The organism is Streptomyces thermovulgaris, assembly GCF_002155915.1.
In the GTDB taxonomy this organism is placed as follows: domain Bacteria; phylum Actinomycetota; class Actinomycetes; order Streptomycetales; family Streptomycetaceae; genus Streptomyces; species Streptomyces thermovulgaris.
The window spans coordinates 1-20875 of the sequence record NZ_MUME01000086.1 but is presented as its reverse complement, the minus strand read 5'-3'; the positions used below and the strand labels follow the sequence as shown (position 1 = coordinate 20875).

The window sequence follows — 20875 nt, the reverse complement described above, 5'->3', positions numbered from 1 at the left end:
TGTTGTCCTCCCGTTACTCTGGGTTGTCCGCCAGGGATCGCGCCGCCTGGACGCAGTGGGCGAGCGCCCGGCGTGCGTAGGCGGGGGAAGCGCCCGCGAGTCCGCATGCCGGGGTGACCGTGACCGCCTCGGCGAGAAGCCCGGGTTCCAGCCCCAGCCTGCGCCACAGCGTCCTGACACCCATGACGCTAACGGCAGGGTCCGACAACGGGCCGTCCGTGCCCGGCACGGCTCCCATGAAGAACCGGGTGCCCGCTTCCACCGCCTCCCCGATCGCGTCGTCGTCACGCTCGGTGAGGAGCGACAGATCGAGGGAGACCGCCGCGGCACCGGCCCGGCGCAGCAGGGCGACGGGGACCTCCGGCGCGCAGGAGTGCACCACGACCGGGCCCTCGGTGTGCGCCCCGACGACGTCCCGCAGCGCGGCCTCCGCCACCTGCCGGTCGACGGCGCGGTGGGTCCGGTAACCGCTGGCGGTCCTCACCCGCCCGTGCAGGACGGCGGGCAGGGACGGCTCGTCGAGCTGGAGGACCAGCCGGGCGCCGGGGACGCGCCGGCGCACCTCCGCGAGATGGAGCCGCAGCCCCTCGGCGAGCGAGGCCGCCAGGTCCCGGCAGGCACCGGGGTCGGAGAGGACCGCCTCGCCGTTCTTGAGCTCCAGGCGTGCGGCGAGCGTCCACGGCCCCACCGCCTGCACCTTGAGCAGGCCCTCGTACCCCTGGGTGAACTCCTCCAGGGCGTCCAGGTCCTCCCCGAGCCAGGACCGCGCCCGCCTGGTGTCCCGCCCCGGCCGGTCCCCGATCCGCCAGCCGCTGGGCTCCACGCGCGCGTACAGCTCGACGAGCATCCCGGCGGTCCGCCCGATCATGTCGGCACCGGGGCCGCGCGCGGGCAGCTCGGGCAGGAAGGGGAAGTCCTCGAAGGTGCCGGTGACGACCTTGACGGCCTCCCGGACGTCCTCTCCGGGCATGGACCCGACGCCGGTGGCCGCACCGAAGCTGAACTGGCTGTTCTCACTCACCCGGGAAGCCTATGCAACTCCGGGCCCGGCGTGCGGAGGACCCGGGCCCCGTGCGTGCGGGCGTCCGCACGCACGGGGCCCACGGGAGTCCCGGCGCACAGGGCACGCGGGAGTCCCGGCGTACGGGCCCACGGGGGCTGGGGCTGGTGTACGGGCCCACGGGGCTGAACGTACGGGGCTGCGGGCCTGCGGGCCTACGGGTCCGCGGGAGCCTGGCGCACAGGGTCCCGGGGCCCGGGGTCCTGGGGCCCGCTCACCGCCCCGGCCGGACCGTCAGATCGTTGATCTCCGCGTCCCTCGGCAGGTCGAGGGCCAGGAGGATGGTCGTGGCGACCGACTCGGGGTCGATCCACCTGTCCGGGTCGTACTCCTTGCCCTCCTGCTGGTGGACCTTGGCCTGCATGGGGCTGGCGGTGCGGCCCGGGTAGACGGAGGTGACCCGGACGCCGTTGGCGTGCTCCTCCTGGCGCAGGGAGTCGGCCAGGGCCTTCAGACCGTGCTTGGAGGCGGCGTACGCGGACCAGCCGGCGTGGGCGTTCAGGCCCGCGCCCGAGTTGACGAACACCACGTGGCCGCGCGAGGCGCGCAGCTGGGGCAGGAAGAGCCGGGTCAGTTCGGCGGGGGCGATCAGGTTGACGTCCAGCTGGTGACGCCAGGTCTTCGGGGTGAGCTCGCCGACCTGGCCGAGGTCGACCACACCCGCGACATGCAGCAGGGAGTCCACTCGGTCGGGCAGCGTCTGGTGCGAGAACGCCCAGCTCAGCCGGTCGGGGTCGGCCAGGTCGCCGACCAGGGTCCGCGCGCCGGGGAACCGGGCCGCCAGCTCCTTCGCGCGCCCCGCGTCACGTGCGAGCAGTACGAGTTCGTCCCCGCGGGCGTGCAGCCGGCGGGCCACGGCCGCGCCGATGCCGGAACCGGCCCCGGTGATCACATGAGTAGCCATGCCCGTCATGCTCGCACCACGGCGCCGGCGACCGCTCGGTGCCTCCGTCGGCCATGTCCGGGTACGCCGCCTCCTTCACGGCGGCTCCTCCGGGTGCGCCATCACGTCCGCGGACGCCGGAGGCGGGAAGAACCCGGGGCCCGCGGGCGCTGTCCGGGTATGGCCCAGGAACACACGATCACGATCGACCGGACCGGCGAGCACGTGCGCGTGGTGCACGACGGTCAGGTCCTCGCGGAGAGCAACCGTCCCCTGGTGCTGCGCGAGACGGGCTGTCCCCCGCGGTACTACCTGCCGGCCGAGGACGTACGCCTCGACCTGCTGACGCCGTCCGGCACGCACACGTACTGCCCTTTCAAGGGCACGGCGTCCTACTGGTCCCTGCCGAACGCGGCGGACGCGGTGTGGGCGTACCCCGACCCGAAGCCGGAGGTCGCCGGGATCAAGGACCACCTGTGCTTCTACGACGTGGAGGTGTTGCAACCGGACGAGCCCGCCGGGGCGTGGCAGTGTGACTGGCATGACCGGCATGGACAAACAGACCGTTTCGCGTGACGGCACCCCCCTCGCCTACCGCCGCACCGGACAGGGGCCGGTGGTCGTCCTCGTCAGCGGCGCGATGTCGACGGGTGCCACGGCGGCCCCGCTGGCGGCGGCGCTGGCGGACCGCTGCGAGGCCGTCGTCTACGACCGCCGGGGCCGTGGCGGGAGCGGGAACACGCCGCCGTACGCGGTGGAGCGCGAGGTGGAGGACCTCGCCGCACTGCTCGACGCGGTGGGCAGCGAAGCGGCGCTGTACGGGGTCTCCTCCGGCGGTGCGCTGGCCCTCAGAGCGGCGGCGAGCGGACTTCCGGTCCGCAAGGTGGCCGTCTACGAGCCGCCGTACGCCGTCCACGAGGACGGCGCACAGGAGCGCGCGGAGTACACCGCCGCCCTGACCGAGGCGCTCGCCCAGGGCCGCCGCGGTGACGCGGTGGAACTGTTCCTGCGGCGCACCGGTCTGGCCCCCGAGGTGATCGCCAGCGCCCGCCAGTCCCCCTTGTGGCCCGGCATGGAGTCGCTCGCCCCCACCCTCGCCCACGACGACGCCGTGATGGGCGACGGGCTGGTCCCCCACGACCTGCTGGCCACGATCACCGTGCCGGTCCTCTCCCTCTCGGGCAGTGCGAGCCCGGCCTGGCTGCGCGAGGCGGCCAGGGCGGTCGCGCAGGCCGTGCCCCAGGGGACGTACCGCGTCCTGGAGGGCCAGACCCACGCGGTGGAACCGGAGGTGCTGGCACCGGTGCTGGCGGAGTTCTTCACCTCGTGAGGCGGTTGGTGAAGCGGTTCGTGAAACCGCTCGTGCGACGGTCCTCGTCCACGGCACGATGAGCCGGGGCCGGACGTGCGCCGAGGCCCGCCGCCGGCACCCGCCGGGACGGCGGCCCCGCCCGCCGGGGACGCGCCGCGACCGCAACCGCACCGCGACTGAAGGGACGACCACGGCCATGCCCAGCACCGCTCACGACGCCGTCGACACCGCTTCCGCCGAGGGCGGCTCCCGCCCCTGGACTGTGGCCGTGCTCGGTCCCGGCGGCGTCGGCGGACTGCTCGCCGCACTGCTGTCCCGGGCGGGGCACCGGGTGATCTGCCTGGCCGGGGAGACGACGGTGCGGGCCCTGAACGAGGGCGGGATACGGGTGCGCAGCGGCCGGTTCGGGGACTTCACCGCCGCGGTCGAGGCGGACACCGCTCTGCGGGAGCCGGTCGACCTGTGCGTGGTGGCCGTCAAGCACACCGCCCTGGATGCCGCGCTGGACCGGGTGCCGCCGGCCGTGCTCGGCGCGGACAGCCTCGTCCTTCCCCTCCTCAACGGCATCGAGCACCTCGACACCCTGCGCCGCCGCTACGGCGAGGACCGGGTGGCCGCGGGCGTCATCCGCGTCGAGTCGACCCGTGTCGCCCCCGGTGTCATCGAGCACGGCAGCCCGTTCGCCGAGATCGACCTGGCCGGGAGGACCGCGCGTCCGCTCACCGGTCCGGCCGCCGTGCTGGAGTCCGCCGGCCTGCACACCCGCCTGGCCGAGTCCGAGACCGACATCCTCTGGAGGAAGCTGGCCTTCCTCGCCCCCCTCGCCCTCCTCACCACCCGCTACGGCGCCACCGTCGGCACGGTCCGCACCGACCACCGCGAGGAGCTGCTCGCCCTGGTCGACGAGATCACCGCCGTCGGCCGCGCCGCCGGGGCACCGCTCGACCCCGACCGGACCCTGGCGATGTACGACGCGTTCCCCGCCGGGACGAAGTCCTCGATGCAGCGCGACGCCGAGGCGGGCCGCGCCCTGGAGCTCGACGCGATCGGCGGCGCCGTGCTGCGCGCCGCGAAGCGGCACGGCGTTCCGGCACCGACGGTCGCCCGGCTGGTGTCCGAAGTGGCGTCCCTGTGACCAATCCAACCCGCTCTCCGAAGGACTGACGCCCCTACACTCCCCGTGCGGGAGCGGCGCACGACCGCGCCCGCACGGGGAGCAGCCATGCGTTACGCCGACCGGCCCGGCACACACCGCGAGGTGCACATCGCGGCGGAGCCCTCACGGGTCTGGGACGTCGTCACCGATGTCGGGGCCCTGACCGAGTGGAGCCCCGAACTGGTGCGCGTGGAGTGGCAGGACGGCGCCGACCGGCCGGCGCCGGGTGCCCGTTACCTCGGACACAACCGGAATCCGCTCGCGGGCGAGTGGCGGACCCTCTCCCACTTCACGGAGGTCGTCCCGGAGCGCACCCTCACCTGGTGCGTGCTGGACCTCGACGGACGCTTCGGCAAGGCCTCCGAGGACCCGGCGGACCGGCTGGCCACCTGGTCCTTCTCCCTCACTCCGGCCCAGGAGGGGGGCACCGTTCTGCGCCAGTCGGTCACGATCGGCCCCGGCCGCTCGGGCCTGAACGCGTACATCGACCGCTCCCCCGACCAGGAGGAGGCGATCATCGCCTACCGCCTCAAGGAACTCGGCAAGGGCATGGAGGCCACCCTGGCCGGGATCAAGGAGACGGCGGAACGCCGGTCCTGAGAGTTGTAGTCAGAGTGCCACGCCCGCATCAGGAGCGATGCGAGGGTGACGGCTGCTTGGCAGGACTGGGCTGCCTTGTCGTACCTCGTCGCGATGCTGCACCACTGCTTCAAGCGGTTGGAGCAACATTCCACGGCATTGCGGCGCTTGCAGACGTTGCGGTCGAAGGCCGGCGGGCGGCCTCCGAGGCTGCCTCGCCGGGCCCGGCCGGCGATCCGGCGCAGGCCACGAAGGCTGAGGAGTTCAAGACACAGGGCTACGCAGTTGAGCCCTGCGTCCACGACGCCTCCGGGAACACAGCCGTCGTCTCCTTCCCCACGCTGGACAAGCTCGTCGAGGAGGTTGAGGCACGCGGCCACCCGGCCGACCTCGTGGAGTCGGCCGACGAGCACATGGACGAGTGGACCGGCGACAACTTCGACGAGGCGGCTACGGTCCTCAACGCAAAGGTCGGCGCAATCGTCTCCATGAGCGGCATGAACCCCGACGCTCAGGCCCGCTTCCGTCGCGAATTCCTCGCTCCCGTCCAAGACGGCATCGCAGGCACCGGCAGGACGGCCGTCGAGACCGGCCAGGACTGGGACAAGGCCGCAGGGCCTCTCCTGGTCGTCCTCACCCCAGCCGCTTGATCGCCAACTACACGATCTCTGAACCATGCTGATTGTGAATCAGGGGCTTTTTTGGCCTGCCCGGCACACTTGACGCGCACCTCTCCAGGGGTGAAGTTGGTGCAAGCTCATGCAACCCGCTCGACTGGTGAGGTCTCCTTGGCTCTACGGTTCATCGGTATCGATCCCGAGTCCAGCGGCGGCAACTGCCCCGCGGTCTGGGTGGACGACGCGACGCACGAGATCGTCATTCAGGGATGGCAGGCTGACGAGGCAACAAAGAAACGGACCCAGCAGGACAGCCCCCTGCTTGACACCGAGGGGGTAATCCGTGTGCCCGGCCGCATGGCCGAGATTCTGAGGAAGGCCCTTGATGACCTTGCAGGTTCCTAGCTTCGACGAGCTTCTCTCCTCCGCCCGGCACACCGCGCTCCACCTGGAGCTGCGCGACGTGTACGCGGTGGACGAAGAGGAAGAGGACGTGCGCCTGTGGCGCTCCGGGGAGTGGACCATCGACAGCAGCCGTCAGGCCCTGGCGGAGTGGATGAACCTCATCGAGAGCGTCACGAAGCGCGGGGTCGCCGTGCGCCGAGCCCGGATCGTATCCACGCCCGTCACGGACTACATCAAGTACGAGCACGCGCTCACGCCCCTGAACATTGAGGCAGGCGAAGAGGTCCGCTGGCTTCCCCGGCGCGAGGCCCTCGGCATCCCCCTGCCGGCGAACGACTTCTGGCTGATCGACGAGCGCGTTGTCCGCTTCAACCACTTCTCCGGAGACGGGCAGGCAGTTGAACCGGAGATGAGCGAGGACCCGGCGGTCGTCGCCCTGTGCGCGTCGGCGTTCGCCGCCGTATGGGACAGGGCCACACCCCACGAGGAGTTCCAGGTCTGACTCGCGCACGCACCGTATCGTCACGCCATGACCTCGCCCTCCTCCAGCGTCCAAGAGGCCCGCAAAGCCGTCGCAGACCGGCTCAGGCACATCCGTCAGGACGCTGGACTGACAGGTCGTGACCTGGCGTTCCGGTGCGGCTGGAGCCCCTCGAAGGCGTCCCGGATCGAGAACGCGAATACGCGCCCGTCCGACCAGGACATCCGCGAGTGGTGCCGGGCGTGCGGCGCCGAGGACGAGGCCGCCGACCTGATCTCGGCCTCGCGCACCGCGGATTCGATGTACCGCGAATGGCGCCACCTCCAGCGCACGGGCATGACCAGGAACCAGACCTCGGACATGCCGCTGTACCAGCGGACCCGGCACATGCGCGTGTACTGCTCGAACGTCGTGCCGGGCCTGCTCCAGACGCAGGGGTACGCCGAGGCTCTCCTGAGCACCATCGCGGGCGTTTTCGAGACACCCAACGACGCCGCCGAGGCCGCCGCTGCCCGAGTCGAGCGCTCGAAGGTGCTGTACGACCCCTCGAAACGATTCGCCCTGATCGTCGAAGAGGACGTGCTGTACTTCCCCTTTGGCGACGCCGAGACAATGGCCGGGCAGCTCGGCTACCTGCTGACCGTCATGGCCCTGCCGAGCGTGTCCCTCGGCGTCATACCCCGCACGGCGCCCCGCCGTATGTGGACGCTCGAAGGCTTCCTCACGTTCGACACCACCCGGGTGCAGGTCGAGACGCTCTCAGCCAACATCATCATCACCCGCCCGAGCGAGATCGCGCTCTACCTTCGTGCGTTCGAACGCTTCTCGAAGATGGCCGTCTACGGGGCCAAGGCTCGTGCACTGATCCTGGAAGCCATGACCGCTCTCGGGTGAAAATCTGCAATCTCGTGCAATCTCGTAGACCCCCAACTTGCCCCGTCCTTAGCGTCGTTCATCAGACGGATGACACGAAGGATTGGCGATCATGCGGCCGAAGAGTGCGCGAGAGAAGCTGTCCGAAGCCTTCGAGCGGTTCGGTGAGGACGGCAGGTTGAGAGTGCTCAAGGGCGACCCGTTCGGGACCCTCACGGAGAGCACCGACCCGCCTCCGGACTTCGACCCCGAGGGGGCGCGTTCCAAGCTGCACGAGAAGCTCGCAGAGGCCAACGCGCGCAGCCGGGGAGAGATCCTTTGAGCCAGCCGCGCGCGATCATCCGGCAGGAGAAGTGGTCGCTCGTACCCGACCGCGAGCCGGACGCGGAAGCCCTGACCTACAGGATGGAGTGCGCCGTCTGCCAGGAGCGGTCCGACATGAGCGAATCGTGGCAGGCCCCCAGGTGTGGGCGTTGAAGCACTCCGGCCGTAACCCGTCGCACCATTCGTTCCGCGAGATCATCACGCGGCCGTGGCGGACCTTCATGCACAACCCCTGAAGCTCCCCGTCCGTCCGTCGCCCCGTGGCGGACGGGCGGGGTCAAGCCCCCACCCCCGGCCCTGGACGTCACAGGTCGGGCCGGGGGTGGGCTGCAAGTGCACCACGACGCGGAGAACGCCTCTCCGCAACGCGGATACACCGGGGAGGAATACCCGATGAACGACAACCTCTACACCCTGCCCGTCGAGAACATCGAGACGACGAACTTCTGCGGCGGCCCCTGCACCGAAGGCTGCGTTGACGTCGCCGCCATCCCCGGCGCCGCCGACGCGTTCGTCGTCCGCGACTCCAAGCCGGAGGGCGCCGGCCGGGAGCTGCGCTTCACCGCGGCCGAGCTGGACGACTTCGCCCTCGGCTGGGTGAAGTCGCGGGACCTGACCGCCTGACCTGCTACACCTCTCATCCCTGGCGGGCCGTTCTCGCGAGTGCGGGGGCGGCCCGCTCCCCCACTCGGAAAGGCGCACATGAGCTGGACAGGGCACTTCCATGGGTTCGGCCCATGGGTCGGGTCTCCGGAGGCGTACCACAGGGAAGGCGACCGTCGCCCTCCCTATCCGGATCCCCCGGCGCCCCCGGCTACCGACGACGACAAGAAGGCCAGGGAGGCCCTGGCCCGTTACCGCGAGGTGGCCGCCGAGTTCCCTGTCTCCCCCCTGCCTCCGATGATGTCGGGCCACTGGCTCATGAAACGCGGACAGGCATCCCACGAACGCACGTGGACCGACGCGGCGGCGGCCGTGGACTGGCTGACGAAGCACTACCTCGACAATCCACCAGCCGGACACGGGGACGGGGCCCGGCAGGGCTCCGAACTCGACCACAAGCGCACCTACGCACTGGATGTCCTGCCCGGCGGCGTCGATGTGAGCTGGGTGTACTACAACCGGGCGGGCAACATCGTCTCCATCAACGTCGTGTGCTGCCCTAACATCCACCATCCTGACCTTGCGTGCCCGCTGGCACTGTAGCGGCTGCTACTTCGCCAGGACGAGCCCCGACTGAACGTCCTCTTCCCGGACGGCCTCAGCCGGGGCTTCGGCGATCCGGGCCGCGTCGGCAGGCACCTCGTCACTCATCCCCTTGTTTGCTTCGAGTGGATCAAGCCCCCTGGAAGGGAAAGCGTCCATGGCTCGTCGGCTTCGCTTCACCGGCACGGGCAGCGAGGTCGCGGCTGCCCCGCCCTGTACACGGACGAGGGAAGCGGCGAGATCATCGTTCAGGGAACGCCCGTCACCGCCCCGGAAGACCTCGCGCAGCTCAAGCACTTCGGGGCGGGTGCGCACCGGCAAGGGCGCGGGCGGGTCTCCTCCGCGAAGTCATGAACGCTTCGGGGAAAACGTCCACGACTTCACGAGGTGGAGCGGGAGGGATCCCGGTGAGCGGGCCGGTGGTCAGGCGGCAAGCACGGGCGGCCCGGACACCGTGGCCCCGAGCCATGACCAGCGCCTCCTCCTGAAGGCGGGTCACCCCCGCCGAGGACCAGTTCGAACCAGACGGTCTTCCCGCCCACCCCGAACAGAGACTCCCCGAGACTGCATCCGCCCCAGTCATCGGCCAGCAGATCGAGAATCAGCAGGCCGCGCCCGCATTCCGCGTCCGCGTTCTGCTGCGCCAACGGCAGGGGGGACACCGGGCAGGTGTCCATGACGCTGACCCGCAGCACGGGGTTCGTCCAGCGCAACCGCACGACGGCGGGGCCGAGGGAGTACCGGACGGCGTTGGTGGCCAGCTCGGAGGTGAGGAGTTCCGCGCGGTCGGTGAACTCCCCCAGCCCATGCGCACCCAGCACGGCCTTGAGCGTCGTACGGGCGACGGCCGGCCCGCGCGCGTCACGGGGGAAGTGCAGCTCGTACTCCCAGGGCTCGGTGAACGGAATGAGGGGCGGGGGCGGGACGAAGTGGCCGTTCAGATCGGCTGGTTCGGGGATCGGCTCGTGTTCCGGTTCCGCGTTCTTCACGCGGCACCTCCTTGTGCGTGTGCGTGTTCCCGGCCGTGGCTCGACGTGTCACGGTCTCGGATCGTCGGAAGTGATCGACACGGATGTGCCGTACGACGCCGCCCGCGTCCCCGGTCACGTCACGGGTCCGGTCCCGCGTCGCCCGGCGGTGGCCTGCCGCCCGCGCTTCGTCCCGTCGGGCCCGGGACGGGAACGGGGTGAGCGGTGCGCTTCCTCCGCGGAAATGCGAGTGGCGTGGCTCACACCGCAGGGCAACTCAACTCACACGTGAGTCACTTTTCACGAACGAGTGAATAGGCGAATGACTCACTAGACCGCCTCACACAGACCTGACAGACTGCGTTGCGCTCGCACGAAAGAGGACACATGGCGCCACGGAACTCACCGACCGGCCGGCAGCGACGCCTGGCGACGGAACTGCGCCGCTTGCGTGAACAGGCAGGCATTTCCACCCAGGAGGCCGCCGCGATGCTCGGCGCGGACCGAACCATGGTGTCCAACATCGAAGCCGGACGCACAACCGTCAGCAGCGAGCGCGTACGTCAGCTCGCCTGCTACTACCGATGTCCGGACGAGAAGCTCGTGGAGGCCCTTGCATCCATCGCGGACACCCGGCGCGTGCGTCACTGGTGGGACGAGTACCGGGGCAAGCTTCCCGAGGGATACCTCGACATCTCCGAACTGGAGCACTACGCCACCCGCATCCGCACCGCACAGACAGTGCACCTGCCCGGCTTGCTCCAGACCGAGGACCACGCGCGGGCGATCTTCGAGTTCGCTGTGCCGAAACTGCCTCGCCTGGACGTGGAGTTGCGTGTCGCGCATCGCATGGCCAGGCAGACCGTGCTCTTCGGCGACAACCCGACGCCGTATCTCGGCATCATTCACGAGGCAGCTCTGCGCATCCAGTTCGGGGGCCGTGAGGTCGCACGCAAGCAACTGAACCATCTGGCCGACGCTGCCGACCTCCCCCATATCACCCTGCTGGTGATTCCCTTCAGCGCCGGCGCTTTTCACGGAGCTGGGCAGTCCATCCTCTACGCCGAGGGACCAGTGCCGCAATTGGACACCGTTCAGCTCGATACCGCCGTCGGTGCCAGCTTCGTGGATGCCCCGACGCCACTGGTCAACTATCGTTCGCTGTTGGACCTGATGGAGCGGACGGCGCTCCCGCCGGACGCGTCCCAAAACCTCATCAGGTCCATCGCACGCGAACTCTGAGAGGGGCGGAGCGTTGACCACACTCGACTGGAAGCGCTCGTCGTTCTGCAGCGGGGGCGGCAACAACTGCGTGGAAGTCGCCGTCAACGACGAGAACGACAAGGTAGCGATACGCAACAGCACCCGTCCGGAGCACGTCATCAGAACCAGCCGCGCCGCTTTCACCGCGCTCATCACTCAGCTGCGGACGAGCGCACTGCGTTGACGGGTGCACGGTGATCACCGCAGGGATGTGGTGGTCAGGCTGCGAACGAGGTGCTTCATTCATTCAGGTCGAGGTTTCCCTCCTTGACCTTGACCTGGAATCCCATCTTGAAGATCAGCTGCGGGTCCCGGGCATCACCTCGAAAGACCCGCTTGGGCGTCACGATCGCCTTGGCCGGCGCATTGATGCCAGGAAACCTGACGACTCCCTCAGCCGCAGCGCCTTCAGGGTTGACTGCTGCCCGTCGCCACCTCGTGAGGCCCGCAATCCCTATGACGGCGATCTGCTTGGTCAGTTCGTGGCTGCCTCTGCGTAGAGGTCTGCCAAGGCGTCGCAGCCCTGTTGGCGGAGCCCGTACTCAGCCCGGTAGAGACGGTAGGCGGGGCGGACGGACAGGTACTTGTCTGCGCCGCCCACGACAGGGGTGACCGACCACCCTGGTACTCAGTGAAGCCTTCAGGTGCCTTGGGTGGGGGCACTGAGGTTGACTCGCTGTGAGCCGCTGAGAACACGGCAAAGCCCCGTACAGCCTCCCTTCGCAGGGAGACCGGTACGGGGCTTCTCACGCTTCCTGGGGCGCTTACGCGTCGTCCGCTGCTGCCAGCCGTTCGCCGCGCAGCTCAGCGATGTTCAGTGCGTCCCTCAGGCATTCCGCTGTCCGGCGCAGCATGTACCAAGATTCGTCCGCCGTCAGTTGAGGCCCGTCAAGCACGGCGCGCACAATCCCCAGCACGACAGCCGCAGACTCGATCAAGTCGTTTTCGATCGCGTCACTCATGGCAGCGACCATCCCGCCCGGCTGACAGAAGCCGGTGCGTCCGTCTGTGCTCAGCGGCATACGGCGAAGCTCCTTCATGCCGCGTACTCCGTTTCCAGGAAGTAGCACCCTGCCACTGCCCTCAGTGATGCAGCCCGTCCTGCCCGCTGCTGCTTCCGCATCTGTTCGCGTTCGTGGTGGAGCACGTACGGCCGGACGACCGGAAGTCCGTCGGCTTCGATCACGTCGGCCGGTCGCGGAGCTCTGAACGACGGCAGTAAACGGGGGAGAGCACAGGCCGGTCGTGTCCGCACGGGTTCCGCCCGATGCGTACCACGGGGCGGCAGGAACCACGCGAGAAGCACGGCGATAAGGTTTCGCACAGCCGAAGCTCCATTCTTCGGTCAGCCCCAGGGACTGGACCTCGCCCGTCCACCCTGGGGTGCTTCCGTTTGCAACCCACACAATACTCGCAGTTATCCACGGTTATCTACGGATGCACGGAAACCCATGGTCACCCAGGCTGAAACCATGGAGCTCGATCGCACGCGCCCGCTGTGGCGGCAGATCGCCGCAGAGATCATCCGGCGGATTCAGGACGGGACATATCCGCCGGGAAGCCGCGTGCCGTCCACGCTGGAGATCGCGCAAGAATTCGGCGTCGTCAACGCCACGGCGGCGAAGGCCATGCGGTACGTGCGCGAGGAAGGGTGGACGCGCGGCGAAGTCGGGTTGGGGACATTCGTCGTCGACTCGTTGCCCGACAGCAACTAACCCCTGTTTCAGTCACGCTGGGAGGAGTCGGTTCAGGCCGCACGGGTACGGTCGATCAGCCGCCAAGGCGGTTGGTCCATCCGGGGCCGCCGTCGGCTGCTTCCCGGCGCCCGGGGCTCGGTCTCAGCGGGTGGAGCGGCCGTGCAGGACCAGGGCCCAGACCAGGCAGCCGAACGCGCCGGTGGAGGTCACGGCGCGGACGATGTTCCAGGTGACCCAGCGGGACTCGAAGCGTGCCCGCACGGCGGCGAGGTCGGCGATACGGTCCGGGCTGCCGACGTCGGCCAGCTCGTTGTTGAGCGGGACGTTGACCGCGGCGGTGATGACGAACATCGTCAGATACAGCACCGACGCGGCGACGACGTACGCGAAGACCTTACGGTCGCCGTCGGTCCACTGCGTGACGGCGGCGAGCCCCAGTGCCACGAGCGCCCCCAGGAAGCACGTCATGAACCAGCCGTTGAGGATCGCCTGGTTGATCCGCTGCATCGCGGTGACGAACGTGTGGTCGTCGCTGCGGTGCAGGCCGGGCATGACGGAGTAGGCGAAGGCGGCGAACAGACCGGCCATCAGGCCCGTGGTCACGGTGGCCGCCAGTAAGGACGGGGTGGCAAGTGCTCTCACGTCATCTCCTCCCGCGGGTGACGGTGCTGACGCCAGGTCAAATCCGCGACGCACGGCCGGCGGAAAGCCGGTGGGACGCACGAGCCGTCGGACAACGGAATGCCGAAGCCGGCGGCAGCCGGACGTGCCCGGCGCCCGGTTCGTCGCCCCCTGTCACGAAGCACGGCGGCCAGCTTGCCCCGTCGGCGAACCGGATGTCCATGCCATCCTGCTTTTTCGGCCGTGCACCGGCGCGACCGGATCATCGGCCCCGCTCCCCGCCTTCGCCTCTTCGGGGTGTCTCCGGGGCCTTGCGAGGTCGGGGTGCGGGAAGCGCCGTGCCGCGTCGGGCGGGTGCAGAGGGCAGAGCCCCGTACCGCCCGGTAACGCCGGCCGCCCGGGGCGCCGACAGGGCCGGTACGCCCTGGTCTATGGTGGGCACGGCCCGGAAGGAGGAACGGGGATGCGTGGAAGGCGGCATGGCGCCATGGGCGCCGCCCTTGCTCTGCTGACCCTGCTCGCCGCACTGTTCTGCGCCGCCCCGGTCCGCTCGGACACCCTTGGGGCCCCGGTGGTCCCGGCCTCCTCCGCGACGGAAGGCGCTGCGGAAGGTGCTTCCGCCGCGACCGCCGTCTCCTCCGTGGTCCTCCCCGCCCTCGACACCGGCGACCAGGGCAGCACCGCCGCGGACGGTCCGTGCCTGAAGAAGGTGCTCCCGAAGCAGCCGCAGCCGCGCAGCGGTGCCGCGCCGATCGGCGCCCTGCCCCTGGGGACCGATGGGACGGCGTGGGTCCACGCATCCGCGCACGCGGTGGCCCGTCACTGCGGTCCGGCTCCCTCCCCGCCCGGTCTCGACGAGCTCTCCGTCCGACGCGTATAGGCCCGCGTACCGCTTCCGCGTGTTCCTGTCGGCCCGTACCACCGCGCAGCCGCGCGATCGGAGAGTTTCCCGTGTCTTCTTCCCGCTCGCCCCGAGCGGCGTGGGCCGCTCTGCGCCACTGGCCCCGTCGCCGGTGGATCGCCGCAGCGACCTCCACGCCCCTGGTGTTCCTCACCGTCGGTGTGCCCACGGCCCTGGTGCCGAACCCGTTCTTCTCCCGCTCGGTGCCCCCGGCGTGGTGGAACCACGTCGTGCTGATGCTCACCGCCCTGCTGTCGGCCGTGGTGCTCGCCACCTACGTCCGCACGGGGCCCGCGCACCCTGACGAGCGTGAGCGCACCGGGCGTTCGCTCGGAACGGCCGGTGCGCTGCTGTCGTTCTTCGCGGTCGGCTGTCCCGTCTGCAACAAGGCCGTCCTCCTCCTCGTCGGAACGTCGGGGGCGCTGACCTACTGGGCGCCCCTGCAACCCGTCGTCGCGGTGGTCTCCCTCGTGCTGCTGGCCGAGGCCGCGCTGCGACGGCTGGCGTCCGAGACGGCCTGCTCCGTCCGGTCCGGCGTCTGACTCCCGTCCCCTGCACCGTCCTCCGTCCCTCACCTCCTCACCCGTCCCGCCCGCACCACCACCCGGAGATCCCATGTCCTCCTCTTCCTCCTCCCCCTCGCGCTCCTCGTCCTCCTCGTCGCCCTCGGCTTCCTCCCTTCCCGCCCGCCGTCGCCGTCTGCTCCTGATCACCGCGGTGAGCGGCGCGGCGGCCGTCCTCGCCTCGACCGTCGCTCTCACCGGCGTTCCCGGCAGCTCCGGCGCCAAGGAGACGCCGACCGCCTCCTCCGCCGCCGCCCCCGACGAACGGGAGGCCTCGCTGCTCGCCCTGGCACGCCGGAAGGCCGACGATCCGCTGGCCAAGGGGCGGGCCGACGCCCCCGTCGTGATGATCACCTACGCGGACTTCCGGTGCTCCTACTGCGTCCAGTTCGCCCGCGAGACCGAACCCCACCTCGTCCGCGAGTACGTGGACAAGGGCATCCTGCGCATCGAGTGGCGCAACTTCCCCGTGTTCGGCGCCGAGTCGGAACGGGCCGCACGGGCCGCCTGGGCCGCCGGACAGCAGGGCCGGTTCTGGCAGTTCCACGACGTGGTGTACAAGAAGGCGGACCAGAGCGACCAGGACCGGTTCTCCGCCGAGCATCTGCGGGCCATGGCCCGGGAAGCGGGCGTCGCCGACCTCGACCGCTTCAGCGCCGACATGGAGTCGAAGGCCGCCGGTGAGGCCGTGCGCAAGGACCAGGAGGAGGGGCACGACCTGGGGGTGTCCAGTACGCCCTCCTTCCTCATCAACACCACGCCGCTCCTGGGCGCCCAGCCGCTGACCGCCTTCGCCGTCGCCATCGACAAGGCGGCCGAGGAGGCCGAGGCAACCGGGAAATCCGGGAAAGCGGCACGATGAGCGAGATCACCGCCGTCACCGCGTTTCTCGGCGGACTGCTCGCCCTGCTCAGTCCCTGCAGCGCGCTGCTGCTGCCGGCGTTCTTCGCGTACTCCTTCACGACGCGTACCCGCCTGCTGCTGCGCACCGCCGTCTTCTACGCGGGGCTGTGCGTGACGCTGGTGCCGCTCGGGGTGGCCGGCGCCTTCGCGAGCCGGCTGTTCCACGGGCACCGCGAGACGCTGGTCGCCGTCGGCGGCTGGACGCTGATCGTGCTGGGGCTCGCGCAGATCCTGGGCCTCGGTTTCGGCTCCCGCCGGCTGCAGCAGGCGGCGGGAGCCCGCCGGACGGGATCCGCTCTGTCCGTCTTCCTCCTGGGCACCGTCTACGGCCTGGCCGGTTTCTGTGCCGGTCCCATCCTGGGCGGTGTTCTCACGGTGGCCGCCCTGGACGGCAGTCCGCTGCGCGGCGGTCTGCTGCTGGCGCTCTACGCCCTGGGCATGGCGGTGCCGATGTTCGTCCTGGCGCTGCTGTGGGACCGCCACGACCTCGGGCGCCGGCGTCTGCTGCGGGGGCGGGCCCTGCGGCTGGGGCCCCTGACCACGCACTCCACCTCGCTGATCGGCGGATGCGTCTTCGTGCTGCTCGGAGCCCTGTTCCTGCTGTTCGACGGCACGTCGGCACTGCCCTCGCCGCTCGACGCCGGCACCCAGGCGGCGTGGGAACAGGGGGCGGCACGCATCGGGCAGGCCGTCTCCGACCGCTTCCTGGCCCTGGTGGTGGCCCTGGTCTCGGCCGCCACGGCCGTGGTGGCCGCCCTGCGGCTGCGCCGGCTGTCCCGGCGCCACGGCGGGGACGAGGCCGATCCGGTCACCTGACCGCCGCCGAGCCGGTCGGACGCGCACGGAACCAGCCCCGAGCCGGTCGGACGCGCACGGAACAGCCGGGTGCGGTGCACATGGTCGGCGCGGTCGTGCGGGCGTATCAGCCCGCCGTGGCCGCGGCCTTCGCCCGGACCGTGGACGCGATGGTCGCCGAGCCCACCACACGCGTGCCGTCGTACAGGACGATCGCCTGGCCGGGGGCCACTCCGCGGACCGGGGTGGCGAAGGTGACCCGGAGCTCGTCGCCGACCAGCTCCGCGGTGACCTCCGTCTCCTCGCCGTGGGCGCGCAGCTGGGCCGTGTAGGTGCCGGGGCCGGACGGGGGCGTGCCGCACCAGCGGGGCCTGATGCCGGTGAGGGCGATGACGTCGAGGGAGGAGGCGGGGCCGACCGTGACCGTGTTGGTCACCGGGGAGATGTCCAGGACGTAGCGCGGCTTGCCGTCGGGAGCCGGGGTGCCGATGCGCAGGCCCTTGCGCTGGCCGATGGTGAAGCCGTACGCGCCCTCGTGGGTGCCGACGACCTTGCCCGTCTCGTCGACGATGTTGCCCTCGGCCTTACCCAGACGGCGGGCGAGGAAGCCCCGGGTGTCGCCGTCGGCGATGAAGCAGATGTCGTGCGAGTCGGGCTTCTTGGCGACGGCGAGACCGCGGCGCTCGGCCTCCGCGCGGATCTCCTCCTTGGTGGTGACCGTGTCGCCCAGGGGGAACATCGCGTGCGCGAGCTGCTTCTCGTCCAGGACACCGAGGACGTACGACTGGTCCTTGGCCAGGTCGGAGGCACGATGCAGCTCACGGGTGCCGTCCTCGCGCACGACCACCTTGGCGTAGTGGCCGGTGCAGACGGCGTCGAAGCCGAGGGCGAGCGCCTTGTCCAGCAGCGCGGCGAACTTGATCTTCTCGTTGCAGCGCAGGCACGGATTCGGGGTGCGGCCGGCCTGGTACTCGGCGACGAAGTTCTCCACCACGTCCTCGCGGAAGCGCTCGGCGAGGTCCCAGACGTAGAACGGGATGCCGATGACGTCCGCGGCGCGGCGGGCGTCGCGCGAGTCCTCGATGGTGCAGCAGCCCCGCGCGCCCGTGCGGAAGGACTGCGGGTTCGCGGAGAGCGCGAGGTGGACGCCGGTGACGTCGTGGCCGGCCTCCACGGCACGCGCGGCGGCGACGGCGGAGTCGACTCCGCCCGACATGGCGGCGAGGACGCGGAGGGGGCGGGTGCGCTGCGGGGTGTCAGTCATAGCCCCTCCAGGGTACGGGGACGCGGGAACCGGGGCCGCCGGACAACCGTTGAGGATCGCATGCGGGCGAAAAAACAGGAGACGAGCCGGCGTCCGGGGCGGCGGGCACTGATCATCGGTGCGGCGGCGGTGGTCGTGGGGGGCGGGATCGCCCTGGAACGCGACCGGGTGTCCCGGCTGTGGTGGCGGATGCCGGGCGCGCAGAAACCACGGGTGGAAGGCGCGGTGGACTTCGCGGGCGCCCGGTGGATCAACGCCTCCTCGTCGAACTACCGGCGGGCGGACCGCCCGTACGACTACGGAATAGACCGGGTCGTCATCCATGTCACCCAGGGCAGCTACGCGAGCGCGGTGAAGGTCTTCCAGGACCCGGGGCACGGGGCCGCCGCGCACTACATCGTCCGCAAGGACGGGCACATCACCCAGATGATCCGCGAGCTGGACGTGGCCTTCCACGCGGGCAACCGGGAGTACAACGAGCGGAGCATCGGCATCGAGCACGAGGGGTTCGTCGACGACGCCTCGTCCTTCACGGACGCGATGTACGCCGCCTCGGCACGCCTGACGGCCCGGATCTGCGCGCGGTACGAGATCCCCGTCGACCGGAAGCACATCATCGGCCACGTGGAGGTGCCGGGCACCGACCACACCGACCCGGGGCCGCACTGGGACTGGGACCGGTACATACGGATGGTCCGCGAGGCGGACACCAGGCGGACCTGAACCTGAAAGAGCCGCGCACGGACGTGAGCGGGCCGAGGCCCTGGTGCTCCCCGGCTCGGCTCCGTCGCCCGGGCCGCCGGGCCATGCCCGAGAGACAGTGCGGGCAGTGGACCGGTGCCGGCCCGGGCGGGCCGTCGTCAAAGCCGCCAGGCGCTCACGATCCAGAAGACCGCGAACCCCGTCCACAGGATCGTGAAGCCCCAGACCCAAAGGGGTCCACCGAACAACGCCAGGAAACCGAGCACTCCGACCCCGGGGGCCACAAAGAGCCAGCCGAAGTTGGGGAAGGCGAAGAGGCCCGAGAACCGCCCGCTGATCGCTCCCCACGCACCCGTCGCCAGGATCAGGCAGCCCACCGTGAGCCACCATATGACCTCCTCCTGCGAGGAAGTCAGGTAGGAGTGGGTACGGCCGCGCACCTTCAGCTTCACGACCTCGCCCTGCCATAGCCGGACTTCGGCGCGGTCGCCCGCCCTGACCTTGTCGTACATCCCCGAATCCACCGACAGCCAGGCGGTGCGGCCAGGCCACCGGACCTTGACGTTGTAGTACGGCGTACACGTGGTGCTGCCTCCGCTCGTCCCGTCGTAGGTGTGGGAGCAATGCTCGCCCTTCCGACGGTCGAGCACCGTGCCCGCCTCGCGCCGCACGCACGCCTCGTCGTCGCCCCCGCTCCCCCTCTGACTCCCGGCCTCGCAGACCGGCGCACCGAGGTACACCCTGGTCTCCCTGTACCCTTCGGCGACCTGCTGACCGCAGAGAAGGACGCCCCATCCAGCCGCGAGGACGACCAGTGCCCGTACCCAGACGGGCAGTCGCGCGTGATACCAACCCAAAAACCAATCCCAAAACCGATCCCACCTGCGGTACCAACTCCGCCTGTACCCCGTTGTTTTCACTCGGCCGTGATTCCCCTCGGGCCGAATCCTTATCCCCTGCGAGAAACGGCGGGGCCGGGATATCCCCGCGAGTGCGGTGAGCAGGGCAGTGCCTTGAGTGGCAGCCAGCCACCACTGGGGATCCCCGCGTATGCGGGGAGCAGCGCATGTGCTGCCCGGAACGTTTCGGGCAGGTTGAGCTATCCCCGCGTGCGCGGGGAGCAGCACGACAACGACGCCCTCACCGTCATGGACTGGGGGCCATCCCCGCGTGTGCGGGGAGCAGGCATGGGGGACCTACACGAACGTTGAGAATGCGGGGTCATCCCCGCGTGTGCGGGGAGCAGAGCCGATCGACCGCCTCGACCCTGAGCGAGCCGGGGCCATCCCCGCGTGTGCGGGGAGCAGCGGGAGGCCCGCCGGTACGGGGTGCTCCCGTTGGGGCCATCCCCGCGTGTGCGGGGAGCAGAACGGCAACCAGATCCAGGCCACCCGGGCGGTGGGGCCATCCCCGCGTGTGCGGGGAGCAGGTGGCGCTGGACGAGGGGCTGATCCGGAAGGGGGGGGCCATCCCCGCGTGTGCGGGGAGCAGGCCCCGGCCGTCCCCGGCCGGGGCCGCGAAATGGGGCCATCCCCGCGTGTGCGGGGAGCAGACCGCGGTCGTGGGTGCCGCCCAGGGTGCGGCGGGGCCATCCCCGCGTGTGCGGGGAGCAGGCACCAGGCCCTGCCGTCTTTCGAACCGTCCCGGGGCCATCCCCGCGTGTGCGGGGAGCAGGCCGGGGTGTCCGCTGCTGAACCAGGCGTGCAGGGGCCATCCCCGCGTGTGGGGGAGCAGCGCGCCGCCCGCCCCACCGGCAGCCGACCCTCGGGGCCATCCCCGCGTGTGCGGGGAGCAGCCCTGCTCCACGTCCTCGAGGCAGGGCAGTCCGGGGCCATCCCCGCGTGTGCGGGGAGCAGAATCGCAAGAGCCATTTTCGGAGCGCAGTTTGGGGGCCATCCCCGCGTGTGCGGGGAGCAGCTGGCTGGGAGATCGCCGGAGACTGGGACGCCGGGGCCATCCCCGCGTGTGCGGGGAGCAGTCCCCCGACACGAGCGCCCGTCGACACTAAGCGGGGCCATCCCCGCGTGTGCGGGGAGCAGATCATGCGGGCCTCCTGGCGGGGACGTGGGCGGGGGCCATCCCCGCGTGTGCGGGGAGCAGCGACGACGAAGGTAGGAAGACCGGTCGAGTTCTGGGCCATCCCCGCGTGTGCGGGGAGCAGTCGTCGCCTTTACCCCAGGCGAGAACAGGAACGGGGCCATCCCCGCGTGTGCGGGGAGCAGCCGACCCGCTCCGCAATCTTCTCCAGGTCCCGGGGGCCATCCCCGCGTGTGCGGGGAGCAGCCCTAGGTGTATTGCCCTG

Annotated in this window: 26 protein-coding genes, 3 pseudogenes and 1 CRISPR repeat array; of the genes and pseudogenes, 21 read left to right on the top strand and 8 right to left on the bottom strand. The window is 70.5% G+C overall.

Annotated elements, in window-relative coordinates:
* Nucleotides 1-13: 13 nt before the first annotated feature.
* Together CCN35_RS09465 and CCN35_RS09460 are read right to left on the bottom strand one after the other, a co-directional pair.
* Nucleotides 14-1021 carry a methionine synthase gene (locus CCN35_RS09465; RefSeq protein ID WP_086792260.1) on the bottom strand — a complete coding sequence of 336 codons (1008 nt, stop codon included), beginning with the start codon at nt 1019-1021 and terminating at the stop codon, nt 14-16.
* A gap of 253 nt (nt 1022-1274) precedes the next feature.
* A complete protein-coding gene (locus tag CCN35_RS09460) occupies nt 1275-1973 on the bottom strand; it encodes an SDR family oxidoreductase (RefSeq protein ID WP_067397557.1) in 699 nt (232 codons plus the stop codon).
* Between the two features lie 150 nt (nt 1974-2123).
* Between CCN35_RS09460 and CCN35_RS09455 the strand changes: the two genes are divergently transcribed.
* From CCN35_RS09455 to CCN35_RS30185, 13 genes and pseudogenes are all read left to right on the top strand, one after another.
* Nucleotides 2124-2519, top strand: a complete 396-nt coding sequence (locus tag CCN35_RS09455) for a DUF427 domain-containing protein (RefSeq protein WP_067397556.1) — start codon at nt 2124-2126, stop codon at nt 2517-2519.
* A complete protein-coding gene (locus tag CCN35_RS09450; RefSeq protein ID WP_086792268.1) occupies nt 2494-3273 on the top strand; it encodes an alpha/beta fold hydrolase in 780 nt (259 codons plus the stop codon). The genes CCN35_RS09455 and CCN35_RS09450 overlap by 26 nt, the downstream gene beginning before the upstream one ends.
* 178 nt (nt 3274-3451) lie before the next feature.
* On the top strand, nt 3452-4390 hold the full coding sequence (locus CCN35_RS09445) for a ketopantoate reductase family protein (RefSeq protein WP_086792258.1): 939 nt from the start codon (nt 3452-3454) through the stop codon (nt 4388-4390).
* An 87-nt stretch (nt 4391-4477) separates the two neighbouring features.
* Nucleotides 4478-5011: an SRPBCC family protein gene (locus CCN35_RS09440; protein ID WP_067397554.1), complete on the top strand. Its 534-nt coding sequence runs from the start codon at nt 4478-4480 to the stop codon at nt 5009-5011.
* A gap of 56 nt (nt 5012-5067) precedes the next feature.
* Entirely contained in the window at nt 5068-5640 is a 573-nt protein-coding gene (locus CCN35_RS30190) for a hypothetical protein (RefSeq protein ID WP_067397553.1), read from the top strand.
* Between the two features lie 90 nt (nt 5641-5730).
* Nucleotides 5731-6012: a hypothetical protein gene (locus CCN35_RS09425; protein WP_245863086.1), complete on the top strand. Its 282-nt coding sequence runs from the start codon at nt 5731-5733 to the stop codon at nt 6010-6012.
* A complete protein-coding gene (locus CCN35_RS09420; RefSeq protein WP_067397551.1) occupies nt 5993-6514 on the top strand; it encodes a DUF6879 family protein in 522 nt (173 codons plus the stop codon). Before CCN35_RS09425 ends, CCN35_RS09420 begins: the two co-directional genes overlap by 20 nt.
* A 27-nt stretch (nt 6515-6541) precedes the next feature.
* Nucleotides 6542-7387 (top strand): helix-turn-helix domain-containing protein, encoded by an 846-nt coding sequence (locus tag CCN35_RS09415; protein ID WP_067397550.1) that lies wholly within the window; start codon nt 6542-6544, stop codon nt 7385-7387.
* Nucleotides 7388-7478: 91 nt separating this feature from the next.
* Nucleotides 7479-7688 (top strand): hypothetical protein, encoded by a 210-nt coding sequence (locus tag CCN35_RS09410; RefSeq protein ID WP_067397549.1) that lies wholly within the window; start codon nt 7479-7481, stop codon nt 7686-7688.
* Nucleotides 7685-7926, top strand: a pseudogene (locus CCN35_RS09405) (DUF7848 domain-containing protein). The gene CCN35_RS09410 and the pseudogene CCN35_RS09405 overlap by 4 nt, the downstream one beginning before the upstream one ends.
* Nucleotides 7927-8083: 157 nt before the next feature.
* Nucleotides 8084-8314 carry a DUF397 domain-containing protein gene (locus CCN35_RS09400; RefSeq protein ID WP_067397548.1) on the top strand — a complete coding sequence of 77 codons (231 nt, stop codon included), beginning with the start codon at nt 8084-8086 and terminating at the stop codon, nt 8312-8314.
* A 78-nt stretch (nt 8315-8392) separates the two neighbouring features.
* Entirely contained in the window at nt 8393-8896 is a 504-nt protein-coding gene (locus CCN35_RS09395) for a hypothetical protein (protein WP_067397547.1), read from the top strand.
* A 157-nt stretch (nt 8897-9053) separates the two neighbouring features.
* A pseudogene (locus tag CCN35_RS30185) lies at nt 9054-9205 on the top strand (DUF6879 family protein); the annotation flags it as partial.
* A 71-nt stretch (nt 9206-9276) separates the two neighbouring features.
* On the opposite strand, the gene CCN35_RS09390 reads toward CCN35_RS30185, so the two are convergent.
* Nucleotides 9277-9885: an ATP-binding protein gene (locus tag CCN35_RS09390; protein WP_067397545.1), complete on the bottom strand. Its 609-nt coding sequence runs from the start codon at nt 9883-9885 to the stop codon at nt 9277-9279.
* Between the two features lie 366 nt (nt 9886-10251).
* Between CCN35_RS09390 and CCN35_RS09385 the strand changes: the two genes are divergently transcribed.
* Together CCN35_RS09385 and CCN35_RS09380 are read left to right on the top strand one after the other, a co-directional pair.
* A complete protein-coding gene (locus tag CCN35_RS09385; protein WP_067397544.1) occupies nt 10252-11106 on the top strand; it encodes a helix-turn-helix domain-containing protein in 855 nt (284 codons plus the stop codon).
* A 13-nt stretch (nt 11107-11119) separates the two neighbouring features.
* Nucleotides 11120-11311, top strand: a complete 192-nt coding sequence (locus CCN35_RS09380; RefSeq protein WP_067397543.1) for a DUF397 domain-containing protein — start codon at nt 11120-11122, stop codon at nt 11309-11311.
* A 205-nt stretch (nt 11312-11516) separates the two neighbouring features.
* On the opposite strand, the pseudogene CCN35_RS30180 reads toward CCN35_RS09380, so the two are convergent.
* Nucleotides 11517-11725, bottom strand: a pseudogene (locus CCN35_RS30180) (hypothetical protein); the annotation flags it as partial.
* 166 nt (nt 11726-11891) lie between these two features.
* Nucleotides 11892-12167 (bottom strand): hypothetical protein, encoded by a 276-nt coding sequence (locus CCN35_RS09375; protein ID WP_143631449.1) that lies wholly within the window; start codon nt 12165-12167, stop codon nt 11892-11894.
* 411 nt (nt 12168-12578) lie between these two features.
* On the opposite strand from CCN35_RS09375, the gene CCN35_RS09365 reads away from it, so the two are divergent.
* Nucleotides 12579-12842: a GntR family transcriptional regulator gene (locus CCN35_RS09365; protein WP_067397542.1), complete on the top strand. Its 264-nt coding sequence runs from the start codon at nt 12579-12581 to the stop codon at nt 12840-12842.
* Nucleotides 12843-12965: 123 nt separating this feature from the next.
* Here the strand turns inward: CCN35_RS09365 and CCN35_RS09360 are convergent, their stop codons facing one another.
* Nucleotides 12966-13412, bottom strand: a complete 447-nt coding sequence (locus CCN35_RS09360) for an anthrone oxygenase family protein (RefSeq protein ID WP_067397569.1) — start codon at nt 13410-13412, stop codon at nt 12966-12968.
* Nucleotides 13413-13908: 496 nt separating this feature from the next.
* Between CCN35_RS09360 and CCN35_RS09355 the strand changes: the two genes are divergently transcribed.
* From CCN35_RS09355 to CCN35_RS09340, 4 genes are all read left to right on the top strand, one after another.
* A complete protein-coding gene (locus CCN35_RS09355; protein ID WP_143631444.1) occupies nt 13909-14325 on the top strand; it encodes a hypothetical protein in 417 nt (138 codons plus the stop codon).
* A 71-nt stretch (nt 14326-14396) separates the two neighbouring features.
* The gene (locus CCN35_RS09350) at nt 14397-14888 is read left to right on the top strand and encodes a hypothetical protein (protein ID WP_086792256.1); all 492 of its coding nucleotides are present in this window, start codon (nt 14397-14399) and stop codon (nt 14886-14888) included.
* 73 nt (nt 14889-14961) lie between these two features.
* Nucleotides 14962-15771, top strand: a complete 810-nt coding sequence (locus CCN35_RS09345; RefSeq protein ID WP_086792254.1) for a DsbA family protein — start codon at nt 14962-14964, stop codon at nt 15769-15771.
* Nucleotides 15768-16628 (top strand): cytochrome c biogenesis CcdA family protein, encoded by an 861-nt coding sequence (locus CCN35_RS09340; RefSeq protein WP_067397538.1) that lies wholly within the window; start codon nt 15768-15770, stop codon nt 16626-16628. Before CCN35_RS09345 ends, CCN35_RS09340 begins: the two co-directional genes overlap by 4 nt.
* Before the next feature lie 106 nt (nt 16629-16734).
* Here CCN35_RS09340 and mnmA read toward each other — a convergent pair whose 3' ends face one another.
* The gene (gene mnmA / locus CCN35_RS09335; RefSeq protein WP_067397537.1) at nt 16735-17871 is read right to left on the bottom strand and encodes a tRNA 2-thiouridine(34) synthase MnmA; all 1137 of its coding nucleotides are present in this window, start codon (nt 17869-17871) and stop codon (nt 16735-16737) included.
* 60 nt (nt 17872-17931) lie between these two features.
* On the opposite strand from mnmA, the gene CCN35_RS09330 reads away from it, so the two are divergent.
* Complete coding sequence (locus CCN35_RS09330) at nt 17932-18594, top strand: N-acetylmuramoyl-L-alanine amidase (protein WP_067397536.1); 663 nt, start codon at nt 17932-17934, stop codon at nt 18592-18594.
* A gap of 137 nt (nt 18595-18731) precedes the next feature.
* Here the strand turns inward: CCN35_RS09330 and CCN35_RS09325 are convergent, their stop codons facing one another.
* Nucleotides 18732-19430: a hypothetical protein gene (locus CCN35_RS09325; RefSeq protein WP_143631442.1), complete on the bottom strand. Its 699-nt coding sequence runs from the start codon at nt 19428-19430 to the stop codon at nt 18732-18734.
* A gap of 908 nt (nt 19431-20338) precedes the next feature.
* Nucleotides 20339-20856: a CRISPR direct-repeat array (repeat unit 29 nt; unit sequence GGGGCCATCCCCGCGTGTGCGGGGAGCAG).
* Nucleotides 20857-20875: the final 19 nt, after the last annotated feature.

What these genes read in the sequence shown, in the direction of transcription:
- CCN35_RS09460 (WP_067397557.1), bottom strand. Translation starts at nt 1,973, where the DNA reads ATGACGGGCATGGCTACTCATGTGATCACCGGGGCCGGTTCCGGCATC.
- CCN35_RS09455 (WP_067397556.1), top strand. Translation starts at nt 2,124, where the DNA reads ATGGCCCAGGAACACACGATCACGATCGACCGGACCGGCGAGCACGTG.
- CCN35_RS09450 (WP_086792268.1), top strand. Translation starts at nt 2,494, where the DNA reads ATGGACAAACAGACCGTTTCGCGTGACGGCACCCCCCTCGCCTACCGC.
- CCN35_RS09445 (WP_086792258.1), top strand. Translation starts at nt 3,452, where the DNA reads ATGCCCAGCACCGCTCACGACGCCGTCGACACCGCTTCCGCCGAGGGC.
- CCN35_RS09440 (WP_067397554.1), top strand. Translation starts at nt 4,478, where the DNA reads ATGCGTTACGCCGACCGGCCCGGCACACACCGCGAGGTGCACATCGCG.
- CCN35_RS09420 (WP_067397551.1), top strand. Translation starts at nt 5,993, where the DNA reads ATGACCTTGCAGGTTCCTAGCTTCGACGAGCTTCTCTCCTCCGCCCGG.
- CCN35_RS09415 (WP_067397550.1), top strand. Translation starts at nt 6,542, where the DNA reads ATGACCTCGCCCTCCTCCAGCGTCCAAGAGGCCCGCAAAGCCGTCGCA.
- CCN35_RS09410 (WP_067397549.1), top strand. Translation starts at nt 7,479, where the DNA reads ATGCGGCCGAAGAGTGCGCGAGAGAAGCTGTCCGAAGCCTTCGAGCGG.
- CCN35_RS09400 (WP_067397548.1), top strand. Translation starts at nt 8,084, where the DNA reads ATGAACGACAACCTCTACACCCTGCCCGTCGAGAACATCGAGACGACG.
- CCN35_RS09395 (WP_067397547.1), top strand. Translation starts at nt 8,393, where the DNA reads ATGAGCTGGACAGGGCACTTCCATGGGTTCGGCCCATGGGTCGGGTCT.
- CCN35_RS09385 (WP_067397544.1), top strand. Translation starts at nt 10,252, where the DNA reads ATGGCGCCACGGAACTCACCGACCGGCCGGCAGCGACGCCTGGCGACG.
- CCN35_RS09375 (WP_143631449.1), bottom strand. Translation starts at nt 12,167, where the DNA reads ATGAAGGAGCTTCGCCGTATGCCGCTGAGCACAGACGGACGCACCGGC.
- CCN35_RS09365 (WP_067397542.1), top strand. Translation starts at nt 12,579, where the DNA reads ATGGTCACCCAGGCTGAAACCATGGAGCTCGATCGCACGCGCCCGCTG.
- CCN35_RS09360 (WP_067397569.1), bottom strand. Translation starts at nt 13,412, where the DNA reads ATGGCCGGTCTGTTCGCCGCCTTCGCCTACTCCGTCATGCCCGGCCTG.
- CCN35_RS09355 (WP_143631444.1), top strand. Translation starts at nt 13,909, where the DNA reads ATGCGTGGAAGGCGGCATGGCGCCATGGGCGCCGCCCTTGCTCTGCTG.
- CCN35_RS09345 (WP_086792254.1), top strand. Translation starts at nt 14,962, where the DNA reads ATGTCCTCCTCTTCCTCCTCCCCCTCGCGCTCCTCGTCCTCCTCGTCG.
- CCN35_RS09340 (WP_067397538.1), top strand. Translation starts at nt 15,768, where the DNA reads ATGAGCGAGATCACCGCCGTCACCGCGTTTCTCGGCGGACTGCTCGCC.
- mnmA (WP_067397537.1), bottom strand. Translation starts at nt 17,871, where the DNA reads ATGACTGACACCCCGCAGCGCACCCGCCCCCTCCGCGTCCTCGCCGCC.
- CCN35_RS09330 (WP_067397536.1), top strand. Translation starts at nt 17,932, where the DNA reads ATGCGGGCGAAAAAACAGGAGACGAGCCGGCGTCCGGGGCGGCGGGCA.